The organism is Actinoallomurus rhizosphaericola (assembly GCF_024055675.1).
GTDB classification, from domain to species: Bacteria; Actinomycetota; Actinomycetes; order Streptosporangiales; family Streptosporangiaceae; genus Actinoallomurus; species Actinoallomurus soli.
Window position 1 is genome coordinate 1 of sequence record NZ_JAMXMW010000030.1, and the last position, 13983, is coordinate 13983.

General features: G+C 69.5%; 12 protein-coding genes. 1 reads left to right on the plus strand and 11 read right to left on the minus strand.

Annotated elements, in window-relative coordinates; translation table 11 throughout:
* The 9 genes from NE234_RS40920 to NE234_RS40965 form a co-directional block, all read right to left on the minus strand.
* Positions 1-339 (minus strand): helix-turn-helix domain-containing protein (locus tag NE234_RS40920; RefSeq protein WP_252786547.1); only part of this gene is annotated, 339 nt, incomplete at its 3' end.
* Positions 340-613: 274 nt separating this feature from the next.
* Positions 614-973 carry a DUF317 domain-containing protein gene (locus NE234_RS40925; protein WP_252786548.1) on the minus strand — a complete coding sequence of 120 codons (360 nt, stop codon included), beginning with the start codon at positions 971-973 and terminating at the stop codon, positions 614-616.
* A gap of 461 nt (positions 974-1434) precedes the next feature.
* Positions 1435-1800, minus strand: coding sequence for a helix-turn-helix domain-containing protein (locus NE234_RS40930; RefSeq protein WP_252786549.1), 366 nt, complete (start codon positions 1798-1800; stop codon positions 1435-1437).
* A 244-nt stretch (positions 1801-2044) separates the two neighbouring features.
* Entirely contained in the window at positions 2045-2434 is a 390-nt protein-coding gene (locus tag NE234_RS40935; RefSeq protein ID WP_252786550.1) for a hypothetical protein, read from the minus strand.
* Entirely contained in the window at positions 2431-2913 is a 483-nt protein-coding gene (locus tag NE234_RS40940; protein WP_252786551.1) for a hypothetical protein, read from the minus strand. Before NE234_RS40940 ends, NE234_RS40935 begins: the two co-directional genes overlap by 4 nt.
* 147 nt (positions 2914-3060) lie before the next feature.
* A complete protein-coding gene (locus NE234_RS40945; protein ID WP_252786552.1) occupies positions 3061-3456 on the minus strand; it encodes a hypothetical protein in 396 nt (131 codons plus the stop codon).
* 112 nt (positions 3457-3568) lie between these two features.
* Positions 3569-5398, minus strand: coding sequence for a VWA domain-containing protein (locus tag NE234_RS44890; RefSeq protein WP_256530218.1), 1830 nt, complete (start codon positions 5396-5398; stop codon positions 3569-3571).
* Positions 5399-5454: 56 nt separating this feature from the next.
* Positions 5455-6717, minus strand: coding sequence for an AAA family ATPase (locus NE234_RS40960; RefSeq protein ID WP_252786553.1), 1263 nt, complete (start codon positions 6715-6717; stop codon positions 5455-5457).
* Positions 6718-6813: 96 nt separating this feature from the next.
* Positions 6814-7899 (minus strand): DeoR family transcriptional regulator, encoded by a 1086-nt coding sequence (locus NE234_RS40965; RefSeq protein WP_252786554.1) that lies wholly within the window; start codon positions 7897-7899, stop codon positions 6814-6816.
* A gap of 402 nt (positions 7900-8301) precedes the next feature.
* Between NE234_RS40965 and NE234_RS40970 the strand changes: the two genes are divergently transcribed.
* Positions 8302-8493, plus strand: a complete 192-nt coding sequence (locus NE234_RS40970) for a hypothetical protein (RefSeq protein ID WP_252786555.1) — start codon at positions 8302-8304, stop codon at positions 8491-8493.
* Between the two features lie 620 nt (positions 8494-9113).
* Here the strand turns inward: NE234_RS40970 and NE234_RS40975 are convergent.
* Positions 9114-9434, minus strand: a complete 321-nt coding sequence (locus tag NE234_RS40975; RefSeq protein WP_252786556.1) for a hypothetical protein — start codon at positions 9432-9434, stop codon at positions 9114-9116.
* 832 nt (positions 9435-10266) lie between these two features.
* On the minus strand, positions 10267-13191 hold the full coding sequence (locus NE234_RS40980; protein WP_252786557.1) for an AfsR/SARP family transcriptional regulator: 2925 nt from the start codon (positions 13189-13191) through the stop codon (positions 10267-10269).
* Between the last annotated feature and the right edge of the window lie 792 nt (positions 13192-13983).

Sequence of the window (13983 nt, forward strand, 5' to 3'; positions counted from 1 at the left end):
TAGATCGCGCAGGAGCCGTATATCGACGGGCGTGTTCTGATCGCTGGTGTGATTCGTGACAGGCGTGGTTGTCTCGACCGACGCCGTCGGAGCCGTCTGGTCGCGCTGGTCATCGATCCGTTCCATCATGCTGGGGATCAGGATTTCTTCGACTCCACAGCCCAAAGCGGTGCAGATGGTATCCAGATCGGAAATATTGATCTTCTGCACCCTCCCGGACCATAGGTAGTGCGCCTTTGCGACACTGATGGCGAGCCCCTCGGTAGCGAGCAGGCGTTGCAACTCGCTGGGTTTCCAAACGCCGCGTTTAGCGGCGGCCAGGCGCAGGTTCCACTTCATCGCTGATCATCACCTTCCAGATCCAGGCGCCGTGCCGCCCGCAGGGCGGTGGTGTACGCGCGGCGTTGGCGGCCAGCACGCCGCGCATGCCAACGCGTCGGGGTGGCCGAGGTGGTCGTGGTGGTGAGGCGCTCGCGGGGAGCGGCGGCTTTGACATGCCGGGCGCGCTGGTGCGCGGCCCGGTCTCGTCGGGCCAGGCGCAACGATCCGAGCGCCTCGGGATGGGATGGGCCGGCATCGTCTGGGGACGTTGCGCCTGGTCGCCACTACCCCGTCAGAGGCCTTCGAACGCGATCAGGCAGGAGGCCTCGTCCTCGCGTTCGGTGTCGAGGGGTTCGGGCTTGATCAGGTCAGTCAGGAACGCGGTGATGAACTCGACCGGGGTGTTGTCGGTGAAGGTGGCCTCCCACATGAGGTCGTGCAGGTCACCGTAGGCGCGGATGCCCCACAGCGGCCCGCCGGGGGAGAAGTCGTTGGACTCGGGCAAGAACGCCAGGATGACCCGGCGGTCCGGGGCGAACGCGTAGGCGTTCGCCTTGTCGTCCAATGTGACGGTCCACCCGGCGGCCCGTACCAATTCCAGTGCGGTCCCAGGCAGCCCGGGCCCGGCCAGCGGACGTGATACCAGCGCCATGGCACCTCTCCTTCCACGTAGCGGCATGGACACCGATCGCCGACCCTGCCCCCGGGGATTGGGCCCGGGCGTGCGGTGACGATGGGCGTCGATTCAGGCTCGACTCCCCGGCGCACGTCAAGGCACGGCCACATGCCCCGATCGGCAGGCCCCCAGGCGCACGAGGCGGCACGTCCGGGGAGGGCGAACAGCGCGAACCGGCGGACAACCGGGGACCCGTTTCGTCGAGCGTGGCTGTTATGCCACCGGCCGGGCGGTGGCAATGACGCACGGGTGAGTGTGGTCGGCCTCTCGGCCGGCGAGGCTGCCGCAGTGGAGGCGTGAGGAGTGCTTCGGTCGTGGTCCGGTGCCGGTGGCTCAGCGGCTCGTCGGGTCCGGCGTTGCCGGGAGTCGGGACGGTGCTGCCCAGGGTGGCGGCCACATCGGCCTTGGGGGGAGATGGCGGGTTGGAGCGGTCACGGTCAATCCCCCCGTGGCTGAGAAGTGTGGTCATAGTCGGCGGGCCACCATCGGTAACCGGTTCTGCCGGGCCCACCGCCTTCAGTTCGGTAGATGGTGGTACGGGTGGCCGCCCCCTTGTCGGCGAGCGCGGCCAGGGCTTTGCCTGCGGTGGAGTAGCCGACCCCTGCCGCGTGGGCGAGTTCGGCGGCGGTTAGGCCAGGGTTGGCCCGCAGCGCCGCCTGCACCGCGCAGGCGGCATCCGGCTTGGACGGGGTGTCCTCCATGCCCAGGAACCGCCGCACCATCTGGTTGGGGGTGTCGCCGGGGCGGGCGTGTTGTTCGAGGCAGGCCATGACTTCATCGTCAATACGGATGGTTCGAAACATCGGTGTGTATCCCTTCTTGCGGTAGCAGCCGGATGCACCGCAGGCGTTTATCTGTTCGGCATGAACCGTTGTGGCGCAGGCGTAGGCCACCGCGAGCGGTCGCTGCTTTTGTCGCGGTGCCGCGTGGACCGGAGTGGACGTCGGCCGAGTTGCTGGTGACCAAGACTCGGGGGTGGCGGGCCGGGCTCCAGCAGCCCCCTCCTGTGCTGGTGCCCGGCCCACCCCCGCCTGCGACGGGTGCGGTTCACCCGGTGATGGCGTGCAGGGCGGTGGTGTAGACGTCAGCCAGGTTTCGCTGAACAGCGTGAAAATCGCATGGGACGTCGGTTCCGAGGTGGCCGGGGTCCTGCGCGCAGCATTCGCCGTTCAGACGCCGGTAGTGGGCGGCATCTCGTAGCGCGGCGGTGATGACGAGCAGGTGGGTGATCAGCGGCCCGGCCGCCGCCGCGAATCCGGTGGAAGCGGCGACGACCTCGGAGGTGAGGCGTTCTATGACTGCCTGGCCGGCCTCCTTACCGCGGGCCGAGTCGAGGCGTTCGAGTGCCTCGTTCAGGGCGCGGTGGTGGTTTGCTATCTGTTCGGCGCGTGCGGGCTCGCCGAGGAAAAGCCAGATCAGGCCCGGTGTGGTGGTCACATTGACCTCCGGGGATCGATGGCCGGGTAGGTGCCGGTGGGCGGGATGGCCGGGCCGGGGCCAGGAGGCGGGGCGGCAGGCCCGGTGGCGGGTGTTGCCGGTCCGGCCGGGGGGAGCGGGACGATTTCGAGGGCTTGGGTGTCGTGGTAGAAGTGCCGGGCTGCCTCGAGGTTGGCGATGGCCTGGGCGTCGGTGAAGGGGCACTCGCTGCGCGGGATGACGTTTTCGAGTAGGAGACGGTGTGCGGCCTGGCGGGTGCGGACCAGGGCGGTGACGGCGTCGCTGTGGGCGTGTTCGATGTGGTTGGTCAGGGTGGTCCACCAGCGGGCGTAGGCCTGCAGGTGCGCGACCTCGGCGATCGCGGGGCCGAGGTCGGGTGCGGCGACGCGGAGCTGGCTGATGAGGCGGTTGCACGCCTCCTCGGCGGCGTCTTTGGCGTTGTCGCGCAAGCCGAACAGGTGCTGGGCGAAAGGCTGCATCGCTTCTCCTTGGTCGGGTGATCGGCCCGGCCCGGGAACCCGGGCGGGGGCGGGAGCGTGGCGTGTCTCGATGTGCCGACACAAGTCGACCCGGGGAGCCCCGGCATCCGCCTGGGCAGCACCCGTGTGCCACCCGGGCGGGGGTGGTCACCCGGCGGGTGCGGTGGGGGCCGAGGTGGTGATAGCGATCAGGTCCAATGCGGCGGTGTCGTTGTAGAACCGGCGGGCGGCGTCGGTGCGTGCCAGGGATTGCGCGTGGTGGTACATCGAGCGGTGCGGGCCCGGGCCGCGTAGTACAGCGTTGTGAGCGGCGTCGCGGACCCGGATCAGGGCGGTGACGGGGTCGAGGCCGCCGTGTTCGATGTGGTCGGTCACGGTCATCCACCAGTCGGCGTAGGACTGCTTGACGGTGAAGTCGGCGATGGCGTCGGCGATGTCGTTCTCGGCTTCCTCGAGAAGGCGGATCAGGCGGCCGCATTTGTCACCGGCGGCTTCCAGCGCCTCGTCGCGGAGGCGGAACAGGTACTGGGCGAACTCGTTCATCTGTGACTCCCTTTGCGTCAGCGGCCCGTTGCCTGGGCCGTGCGGTAGCTGGGGCGGTGATGGGGTGACTCGTCTGGGGCGGCGTGGTGACGTACGCCGCCCCGGCGGGTGGTCAGGTGGTGGCCAGGGCGCGGGCGGCGGCGCGGCCGATGGTGGCGGCGGTCTCGGCGGGGTCGGTCAGGGTGACCGTGTGCGCCCCGTGCATCGGGTAGTGCGTTGTGTCGGGGGTGAGCCACAGCACGGCGCACCCGGTGCGGGTCAGGCGGGTGATGCGTTGTTGCCCGTCGGTTAGCTCCTCGGCACGGAACACGCCGTCGGAGACGATGACCAGCAGGCGGGCGGCCCCGGGGCGGGCCAGGTCGACGGCGGCCTCCAGGGCGTCGATGGCGTGGCAGAACCGTTCGGTTCCGTCGGAGGCGGAGAACTCACTCACCTGGCGTGGGGCGCGTCCGGGGTGGGTGATGGGGCGGACGCGGTCACCGAAGATGACGGTGGCCGAGCGGGCGTCGGGGATGTGGGCGGTGGCGCGGGCCAGGATCCAGGCGGCTGAGGCGACCGGTGCGGCGAACCGGTGCATGGATCCGGATACGTCGCAGGCGATGCCGACCCGTAGCGGCGGGGCGGGGATGTGTCGGCGGATGGTGCGGGTGAAGGGTTCGGCGGTGGGGGTGGCCCCGGCGGCGCGCTGGGCGTCGGCGGCCAGCGCGCCGCGCATGCGCAGCCGTCCGGGTGGGGTGGCCGAGGTGGTGGTGATGGTGACGCGTTCGCGGTGGGCGGCGGCCTTCAAATGGCGGGCGAGTTGGCGTGCGGCACCTTGTTCGCCGGGGGTGGGTTGGCGGGTGCGCTTGATCGCGGTGTCACCGCGACCGCCGGTCCCGTGTCCGCCGGGTTCGCCGAACACCGCCCGTGCGGCGCGTTCCGCGCGTTCCCGGGCGGTCTTGTTCTCTTGGCGTTCTTTCGCCTTGTCCGGGAGGGGCGGTAGGGCGGGCGGGGCGTCGGCGGTGGCGATGGCGACGAGTGCGGCGCTGATCGCAGCGGCCAAGGGTGACGGCCGGCTCGACTCCCCATCCCCCTCTTCTTCTCGCTCGTCTTCGGGTGAGGGGGGAGGTGCGTCGGGATCGGTGCCGAGGATGGTGCACCACCGGCGGCCCAGCTCCAGCATCGTGGCGGCGTCGTCATCGGCGGTGGCGTGGGCGAGGTGCCATAGGGCGGCCAGCGCGCTCAATCGGCTGGCCCCGATCACCTCGGTGATGGTCGCCTTCAGCGCGGCGACCTCATCGGTGTCCAGGACCTCGGCGTCGGCGCGGGCGAGCAACAGCGCGGCGGCGCGCCCGGCCTGCCACGGCGTCATCGCCACGTGGGGAATCTCCGCCGTTTCCGGACCGTGGGCGGCCGTGCTCGTGGTGTCGGTGCCCGGCGTTCCTGGCGTGGTGGCAGCGGAGGTGGTGGCCGTGCCGGTGCCGGGTCGGGTGGTGAAGTCGGCGAGGATGAGTTGGCGGGCGGAGGCGCGTAGCCATCGCCGGTCAGCGGGCCGCCGCCGTACCTGCGCGGCTTCGATCCGGGACTCCTCCAAGATGGTGGCCGCCTCGGCGTGGGCGGTGGGCGCCTCCTCGGGGGTGGTGGTCCACCTCGAGTGGCGGGCGTGGGCGGCCTCGTGAACGAACACGCCCCACAGCGCGGGGTAGCGTTCCCGGTCCGACGGGCGGCGCGGGTCGCAGGTGGCCGGGCTGTGGCCCAAATGTGTGCCGTCGAGCTCGATGGTGGCCAGGGCGGGGATGAAACAGCCCGGTGAGCCGAGCCCGGCTCCGGGCGCGCAGGTGACGGTCAGGTCCTCGCGCCCGGTCAGGTGGGTGATCTGGTCGGTGAACGCGGCGGACAGTTTCAGCCACGCGCCGCTCGGGGTGGTGGGTTCGGGCCGGGTAGTGATCAGGTGCGTGGACATGACGGGTCCTCTCATCTGTGGATGGCAGGCGGCGGCGGTGGGGGACCGGTGGCGGTTCAGAGTTGGCGGCCCAATGCCAGCGGGGTGACGGTGCGGCCGTAGACGGTGGCGATGACCTTCGCGACCTCATCCCGGTCTTCTTCGGGGGCGATCCCGATCAGGTTCGCCACCGCCGCATCGGTGCCCAGAACGCGGGTGATCTTCTGAAAGGCGATCAGTTCACGTAGCTGCGGGGCCCACCCGATCAGCCCCGACTCGACCTGCGTGGCGAGGTTGCGGGCCACCCGGACCACGCGGTGATCGATCTTGAGGGTGCGGGCCAGGTCATAGTCGGTCGACACCCGGATTTGCGCGGCGAACCGGGACGCGAGAGCCTCGGTGAGGACCGCGCCATGGACGCCGGGGTTGTGCCCGGCGATCACATAGAAGCCGTCGGCGGCGGTGATGGTCTCGCCGGTGTGGGCTTTGACGGTGATCTGACGGCGGCCGTCCATCGCCGGATACACCACCGCGAGCACCTTGGGGGAGATGAGGGTGGCGTCGTCGATGAACAGGCACGCCCCCTCGGTCATCGCGGTCACCAGCGGCCCGTAGACGAACTCATACGCGCCCGCGCTGGTCTGGGTGTATTCGCCGACGAAATCGGCGACCGCAGTGTCCCCGTCCCCGGCCACGGTGATCAGGTCGGGGAAGGCCGCCTCGACCAGGGAGGTCTTGCCGGTGCCGGGCGGCCCGTACAACAGGGCGGGGATGCCCGCCGCGCGGAGTTTCCGCAACGCGGTGACGTCCGGCAGATCAGCCAGCGCGCGCGGATGGTAGGTCTGTCCGTTCGGCCGCCGCACACCCCCGCCCGCCTCCACCGCCGAGGCGTCCGGACCCGTCCCGCCCGGCGCGCCGGTGCCGGGGGACGCCGGGCGGGAGTATGGCGTGCCCGGTGTGGGCGGGTGCGAGGCGGGGCGCGGGCGGGCCGGGACCGGCCCGCTTTTGGTGGCCTCGGCGGTGGTGGCGGTGGCGCGGAACCGGCGCGGTTTGGCGGTGGTCAGTTGCGCGTGACCACCGGCCACGAGCGTCTCCAACGCGTTGGCGACCGCACCGGCCGATCGGGCACCGACCGCACCGGCGATCTGCCCGGGCGTGAAGTGATCGGCGGGGTTGGCCAGCAGGTGCGCGGCGACCTGACGGCGCAACTCGCCCTGTCCCAGCCGTCCGGTCGGGGTACGCCGCACCGCGAACTCCATGGCTGAGGTGGCCGATGGCGTGCCCGGTGATGTGGCCGTGGTCGCGACGCCCGCTGGTGGCGTGGGCGTGGTAGTGCTCATCGTGATCTCCCTCGACGCGTTGGTGTCGGTTCCGGGGGGACCGGGCGGGGCGGGCGGACCGGCCCGAACGCGGGCCGCCGCCCACCCGGGGCGGGTTCAGGCGGTCGCGGTGCCGGTGGCCGCACCGATTGCGGATGTGGGCGTGTCTTCGGTGGCGGCGAACCGGCGGGGCCGCTCACAGGTCTCGATGGCCTGCCCGAGCGCGGCCAACCGGTCCAGGGCGTTGGCGATGGCCCCGGCCGAATGCCCGATCACCTTGCTGATCTCGTGGGGGGTGAACTCCTTGCCCGGGTGGGCCGCCAGATGCCCGGCGACCTTCTCCCGCAGCTGCCCCGGCGCGGCATGCGCCGCCCCCGACGCGCCGCGCCGCCGCCGGTGCGCGGCGGCCCGGACCCGGCGGCGGGCCGCACCGGAACCGGCGTAGAACGTCTCGGCCGCCGCCAGCACCGCCTCCCGGTCACCCGCCTGCAGGGCCGACAACGCAGCGGTGACCGCCTCGCCCAACGCGGTCAGGGCCTCGCGCGCATCGCTGACCGCCGCCGAATCCATCCCCTCATCCCCGTCGTCATTGACCTGCGCGGGACCGGCCTCCTCGGTCGGCGGGGTACCGGTGTCCGGGGTGGCGGCGTCCACCGGATCCGTGGCCGTGTCCTCACCGCCCGGCCCGCCCTCGCCGTCGGTGTCGGTGGTGAGGGCATCGCCGGTGGCCTCGTCTACCGGGCGCACCCCGGCGGACGGGGCGGGGGTGGTGCCGTCATCGGACGCGGTGACGGTCACCTCCGGCACATCGGTGCCGGTGGCGTCGTCGGCGGTATCCGTGGTCGCCTCGGATTCGGTGTCGGGGGTGCCGGTGGCGTCAGTCGCCGGAGTGGCGTTCCATGCGTCCGGGACGCGCCTGCCGTCGCGGTAGCCGCCCAGGACCCGGGCGGCGTGCCCGGCAGCCTCCAACTCGTTCAGGGCACGGCGGGCGGTGGGCTGGGACACCCCCGCCGCCGTGGCGATGGTCGCGGCCGACGCGCCGGGGTTGGCGTTCAGCGCGCCCCACACGGCCCCGGCCAGTTCCACCGGGCTAACGGCCACGGTGGTGGCACCGGTCGGCTCACCGGCCGTCTGAGCGCCGTTTACGGCGTCATTGGCGGCGCTTTTTTCGGTGGCGTTGGTGCGGGTGTCGATGGCGGTCATTTGACGGGTCCTCTCAGGTGGTGTCGGCGCCATTCATTTGGTGCCGTTTCCTGTCGCGTGGAGCTCGACCATTTCTCGACACCCGGTGTCCGCGCAACAGGAAAACGCGGGTTCCTCGGTTACCGGAACGGCTGGACCATCTCACCTCCACCACCCCGTGATCACGCGCTCTACCTCGGTAAACGCGCCACAGTCAAGGATGGCCGGATGTCACCGGGGACTGAACAACCTCACCTTTTCCGCCCGCGCCGGCGACCAGTCCTCAACGGCTGGAGTCCCTTACCCGACCGGTATCAGGTCCAGCCGGTAAGCGACTCGATTCGGTGACTTGACTTCACGTGATTACGAGGTCCAATAGACCTAGCGCCACACCAAAAGTGCGAACGATCAACGGGGGATGCGATGAACGCCAGCGGCACCGGGGAAGCGGCCGAGCACAACCACCCGGCCCAACCGTTCCACCCGCTACGCCCGCCCGGGCAATGCCCGCGATGCGACGCCCGCCGCGCCGACCGCGCCGCCCGTGGCCTGATCGACCACACCCACGCGCCGCTGCCGTTCGGACGGCGCATGCCCTACGGGGCGTGCCCGTGATGCGATCAACTCCATGACGGTGCACCCCCGCGCACGACCGGCCGCCCCGCAAACCGCACCCGGGGGGAGGATGACACCCGGCGCGCCATAGCGGCGCATTTCGCCCCCGACGGCCCACACGCGCGCGGTGAATGCGGGCCGGTATGCACCGCGTTCGACTGGTGACATGCCGTACCGGCCACCGTCACGCGTCACGCGATAGACGGCGACCGCCGGGCGCGCGTGGTCCGCTGACGGGATCAGTTCGTCACGTCCGGCGCGGATCGGTTCATCACTGCCGGGGGCCGGGCATCTGCCCCCACCGTGACCACCCCGCCAGCCCCGGCGCGTTCAGCCCCGGCAGGGGTGGCGCGCCGACCGCTTTCGGCGAGCCCACCCTGAACGCGGTCTACCCTCGCCACGTCACCCCGGGGAATGACAAACGGCCCGGTCATCCCCGCGCGCGGCGAGGTGTGACCGGGCCGATGCGTACGGACGGCGTACCGCCCCCCCGCTATCCCCCCGGGGGGCGGTACGCCGTCCGTACGGGCGCATTGCCCCCGATGGGGCTACGGGTGTCGCGATGATCGTGACAGTGTCGGTGCACCACACCCGGGCGGTGAGGCGCACCGGCACGGGGGTCACGCGATGTTGGTACCGGCCGCGTCGTCGAGCGCGGCGTAGCTCAGGCAATGCGGGGCGCATGGTTCGCCGGGCGCGGAATAGCATTCGGGGCATTCTTCGCTGATCGTTCCGGCGGCGGGCCGGAACACATGCACGGGTGCGGTGGCGGTGAACGTTTCCGGGCCGTTCGTGGTGGTCACGGTGACACGGCCGTCGGTGGTGGTGACCGGCGGGGTTATGACCGGGCGGGCACCGCCCAAAATGATGTCGTGTTGCCGGACGTCGGCGGCATCGACGTGCATGAATTCGCCATCGAAGTGATCCGTCGTGACGGTCATCGCGTCCCCCCGTGAGAATCGGCTCGTTTTGCTTCGCTGAATCATTAATACCCCGTCTCGCCGGGTCGCTAACGCCATTCTGTGTTCGGTTCGAAGACTCTTCTTTAGGTTGCCGTCCATGTAGTTCGGCGGACTCGCTGGCCAAGGTTCTAATGGCCACTGAATAGGAGTTGCCGGCCAGAAGCGTGGATTATCAGTGAGTGGATTTGCTGAGGATTTTTCCTGGCGGGCGCGGTTGGCCGTGCCGTGTCTAGGAGCTGTGGCTCGTGGGGCCGTCATTCGATAGAGGGGAGTCCTTGTATGAGTCGGGTGGGGCATCGGCATAGACAGCTCGCGTTTGACCTGCAGCGTTATCGTGTACAGGCTCTACTGGCCTGGGCGGCGGGCAAGTCGGCAGACCAGCGGTAGACATGCTGGCATCCCTGCGGCACAAGCGGCTTGCGGCCGGCGCCCGTCAACCTCGCCGGCACCGCTCCAGTCGATCAGCAGCACGAGCTTCCCGCGGATTTGGCCCTGCTCGCTCACTCGGTGCGCCTCGGCGAGCGGGTAGGTTTGCGCGGCCGAGGAGCGAGAAGAGTCCGAATTCGATCAGCTCACCGATCTTGCCGAGTGCGTGGACCACGCGGCCGGCGGCATCGCCGCCGAGTGGCGCTTCTGGAACTCACTGACATCAAGTCCGCTGTCTTCGAGGTGCTCGGCTTCATCCAATAATCGCTCTCCGGTTCCGCCTACGGGTTCCGGTATGCATCGTCGATCGACTCTGAATCGGGCGCAAGCCGGCCTGCATATGACCGCCATCCCTGTGAGGTGCATGACTAATCGCGTAAGGAGTTCATTCCATGGGCTGATAATTGGCGAGATCTTCTCGTGCTTGTTTCTCCAGATCTCGGCGGCCGAGGGTGTTGAACAGGATGATGGCTTTCTCCAGGTCGCTGGCTCCCTGATTGTAGTTGCCGGTGGCTTGGTGGCTTTTGGCGCGTGCGTGCAGGCAGCAGGCGTATTCGTAGTCAGCGTGCCGGGCGCCGAAGAGGTCCGCGGCGATCGTGAGGGCATCGATCGCGGCGTCATGAAGATGCAGGTGCTGGTAGGCCAGCCCGGCTTGCCGATGGAAGTAGGCGCGAAGCGGTTCGCGGCCGTCGATGCTGAGGCTGAGCCCTTGCCGGCATAGGTCAAGGACGGCATCGGGTCGGCCGGCATGCAGACGGGCTTTGGCGAGCGAGTGCAGGGCCACGCAGACGTACCGGGTGTTGCCCTGGTGGTGGGCGAGTTCGAGCGCTTCCTCGCAGCGGGTGATTCCCTCAGCGTGCCGGCCGAGCCGGACCAGTGTTCCGCCCAGGACCCGCAGGCACAAGAACTCCGCGTGCGGGTCGCCGTTCTTGCGCGCCAGGGCCAGGCCGCGTTCGGCGTCGGCTCTGGAGGCGTGCAAGTCGCCCGTGGCGATGGTGCAGTAGGCGCGCAGCCCATAGGCGCGAGCAAGCCGCTGATGGTCCTTCGCCCGTTCGAAGGTGGTGATGCATCGTGCGACCAACGGCAGTGCGGGGATCGGGTCGGTGCGGTCGCCGGCGAGGACGATGGCGGCCCGCAGCCACGCCCGGGCGGCGAACGCCGTCTCCCCGACGGCCTCGGCGGATTGCGCGATCGTGGTCCACATGTGCTCGGCATCGTCGTGGCAGCCGTACAGGCGCAAGTACGCGGCAAGCCGCAGCGCTAGTTCCCGGGCCAGCCTGTACCCGCCGGGAAGACCGCAGGCCGTCTCAACGGTGGCCAGCAGGTTCTGGCGTTCGGCCGCGAACCAGCCCTCCGCAACGTCGGCGACCCGCTGCGCCAGGCTCGGCTGGACGACGCGCGCCGCGAGCGGAGGACGGGTCCGTGGGGGTGCGTGCAGCCCACGCGGGATGAGGGCGTCGGCGACGTCGGCCAGTTCCAGCCACGCCTTCATCACGCGCTCGCGCGCAACGTCGGTGTCAGGGGCGGAAGCGAGGAGCTCGACGGCGTATTCGCGCACCAGGTCGTGGAAGCGGTAGCGAGGCTGGCCGAGCGGATCGATACCGATGGCGGCCAGCAGCGAATGGTCGACCAGGACATCGATCAGGACCCCGCTCGGTTCGCCGAGGATGACGTCGCCAGCCCATGCGGAGAACTCTCCAGTCCCGGCGAGTGCGAGCAATCGGAATGCCCGCTGTGCCGCAGGCTTAAGGGCTTGGTAGCTGAGGGCGATGCTGGCGCGTACGGCCAGGTTCCCGACGACCAGTTCATCGAGTCGGGTCTTTTCATCGGCCAAGCGGTGAGCGAGGTAGGCGATGGGCCAGGACGGACGTCTCACCAGGCGCTCGGCGGCGATCCGGACCGCGAGGGGGAACCTGCCGCACGCCTCGACGACGGCGCCAGCGGCTGCGGGGTCAGCATTCACCCGTTCGAGACCGGCCAGGCGGCTCAGCAACTGGAGCGCGTCACGATGGTCGAGGGGGCCGAGGGCTATCGAGCGGCCGGTGGCGATGCCGGCCAGCCGGGTGCGGCTGGTGATAATGACGGCGCATCCGGCGGCCCCAGGCAGTAGCGGCTGGACTTGCTCCAGACAGGTGGCGTCATCGAGCACGATCAGCATGCGCTGGTCCGCCAGCATGGTGCGCACCAGCGCGGCGCGTTGGGCGAGCGTAGGCGGGATGTCCGAGGTGGGGACTCGCAGGGCGTGCAGGACCTCGCCCAAGAGCTCGGGCGCTTTGCGTGAGGCGGGTGACGCTCCGGCCAGGCGTAAGTAGAGCTGGCCGTCGGGGTAGTCATGAACAACGGCGTGTGCGACCCGCAGGGCCAGTGCCGTCTTGCCGATTCCCGGTGGTCCACTGACTTCGACGACCCGGGGTGCTGTCGTCGACGAAGCCGGCGACAGCAGCGCGATCATCTCTGCAGCCTCTTCTTCCCGGCCGGTGAAGTCCCCCAGGTCCGCCGGCAGCTGACGCGGCACGCCTCGCCCTAGCTGGTGACCGCCCCTCGCGCCCGTGGCTGCCGGTGGTCGCAACTGCGGGTCGTTGCCCTGGATTCGGCGCCGCAAAGAACGCAATGCCGGCCCGGGCTCGACGCCGATGTGCGCGGCCAAGGCGGCTTCGGCGTCGGTGAATGCCTGCAACGCGTCCGCCTGGAGACCGCATCGGTAGAGCGTGAGCATCAGATCAGCCCACGCCTGCTCGTTGCCCGGCTCGACGGCGACCAGGGTTCGCAGCTCAGGCAGCAGTTCGCGATGCTGGCCCAACGCCAGCCGAGCGCTCACCAGCGCATTGCGGGCATCTCGGCGTTCCTCGATCAGCCCAGTGACCAGCGCGGCCATCGCCGGAGTATCCGGGAGCAGATCAGCGAGCTGATCGGTGGTCCACTGGGCCATCGCCTCATCCAGCAGGCGCGCCGCGGTGACCGGGTCATCGGCGGCCAGCGCTGCGCGCCCCTGATGGTGCCGATTCCGGAAACGGTCCACATCGACCTCGTCACAGTTGGGGTCGATGCGCAGGCGGTAGCCGACGTCATCGGTGACCAGCCGCTCGGCGGTAAGGATTTGGCGTAGGTCCCACATGCGGGTACGCAGCGAGTGCAGTCGGTCATCGTCCCCCGCCGGCCCCCACAGCAGATCGACCAGCCGGTCTGGCGGCAGAGCTTGATTGCGGTACAGGACCAACACGAACAGCACGCCGCGCGCCAGCGGCCGCGTTACAACACGCGTCCCACCCTCGCTGACCACCTCGAAGGAGCCCAGAATCCGGAACTTCATCCCCGATCGTCCTTGCCTCCCGCATCGTCGGAACCGACCACGCTACAGCGAGCCTCAACCCTCTAGCATGGCCAAGTTCGGCCACAATAAGTCACTAGTCGCTACTTAGTGTGAAGATGTTCGGCCCTCTTGGTGACGGGACGGTGATCAGGCATGTTTACGGTCGGTCGCATGGCACTCACAATCCGGGCTCGGCTCGGTGTGGAGAACGGTCGCCGCCCAAGGCGAGGAGGTGGATCGGTGACAATCAAGTCGGGGGCGCGCCGATCGGGTGAACTCCGCGCTGACCTACAGACCGCAACGACTACCTCTTGGTCGGTAGCGTCTCCGAGTTATCATCGGCCCGCCTCGATATCCCGGCCCTTTCAGGGAGCGCTATATACCGCCTGGGCCTTGATCTCTCTAACGGGCTGTGGCCACGAACACTCAAGAGTCGCTCTCCCGGTCGAATCTCCGCGATCCGTTCTTCCGGACACAAAGGCCCCCTCATCGGCTCCTGCTTCGGATGCCACGTCACAAGACGCGGCCGTCGCCGCATACACGCGTTTCTTCTCGGCCTCCGACGCGGCCCTCACGGCACCCCCAGAACGTATTCGTCCCATATTGGGTGAGTTTGCTACGGGATGGTATTTGGATTCTGTGATCCGCCAGACGGTCGAACAGCAGGCCGAGCATCTCGAACCGTGGGGCCATGTGATCGTTCACGTCACCCAAGCCGACGTGCAGCAAGGAACAGCCACGATCCACGACTGCCAAGACGCCTCGAACGCTGGGCTAGCCAGCACACAGACT

Bases quoted from the DNA above. Each gene is read 5' to 3' on its own strand.
- NE234_RS40925 (WP_252786548.1), bottom strand. From the start codon at position 973: ATGGCGCTGGTATCACGTCCGCTGGCCGGGCCCGGGCTGCCTGGGACC.
- NE234_RS40930 (WP_252786549.1), bottom strand. From the start codon at position 1,800: ATGTTTCGAACCATCCGTATTGACGATGAAGTCATGGCCTGCCTCGAA.
- NE234_RS40940 (WP_252786551.1), bottom strand. From the start codon at position 2,913: ATGCAGCCTTTCGCCCAGCACCTGTTCGGCTTGCGCGACAACGCCAAA.
- NE234_RS40945 (WP_252786552.1), bottom strand. From the start codon at position 3,456: ATGAACGAGTTCGCCCAGTACCTGTTCCGCCTCCGCGACGAGGCGCTG.
- NE234_RS44890 (WP_256530218.1), bottom strand. From the start codon at position 5,398: ATGTCCACGCACCTGATCACTACCCGGCCCGAACCCACCACCCCGAGC.
- NE234_RS40960 (WP_252786553.1), bottom strand. From the start codon at position 6,717: ATGAGCACTACCACGCCCACGCCACCAGCGGGCGTCGCGACCACGGCC.
- NE234_RS40965 (WP_252786554.1), bottom strand. From the start codon at position 7,899: ATGACCGCCATCGACACCCGCACCAACGCCACCGAAAAAAGCGCCGCC.
- NE234_RS40970 (WP_252786555.1), top strand. From the start codon at position 8,302: ATGAACGCCAGCGGCACCGGGGAAGCGGCCGAGCACAACCACCCGGCC.
- NE234_RS40975 (WP_252786556.1), bottom strand. From the start codon at position 9,434: ATGACCGTCACGACGGATCACTTCGATGGCGAATTCATGCACGTCGAT.
- NE234_RS40980 (WP_252786557.1), bottom strand. From the start codon at position 13,191: ATGAAGTTCCGGATTCTGGGCTCCTTCGAGGTGGTCAGCGAGGGTGGG.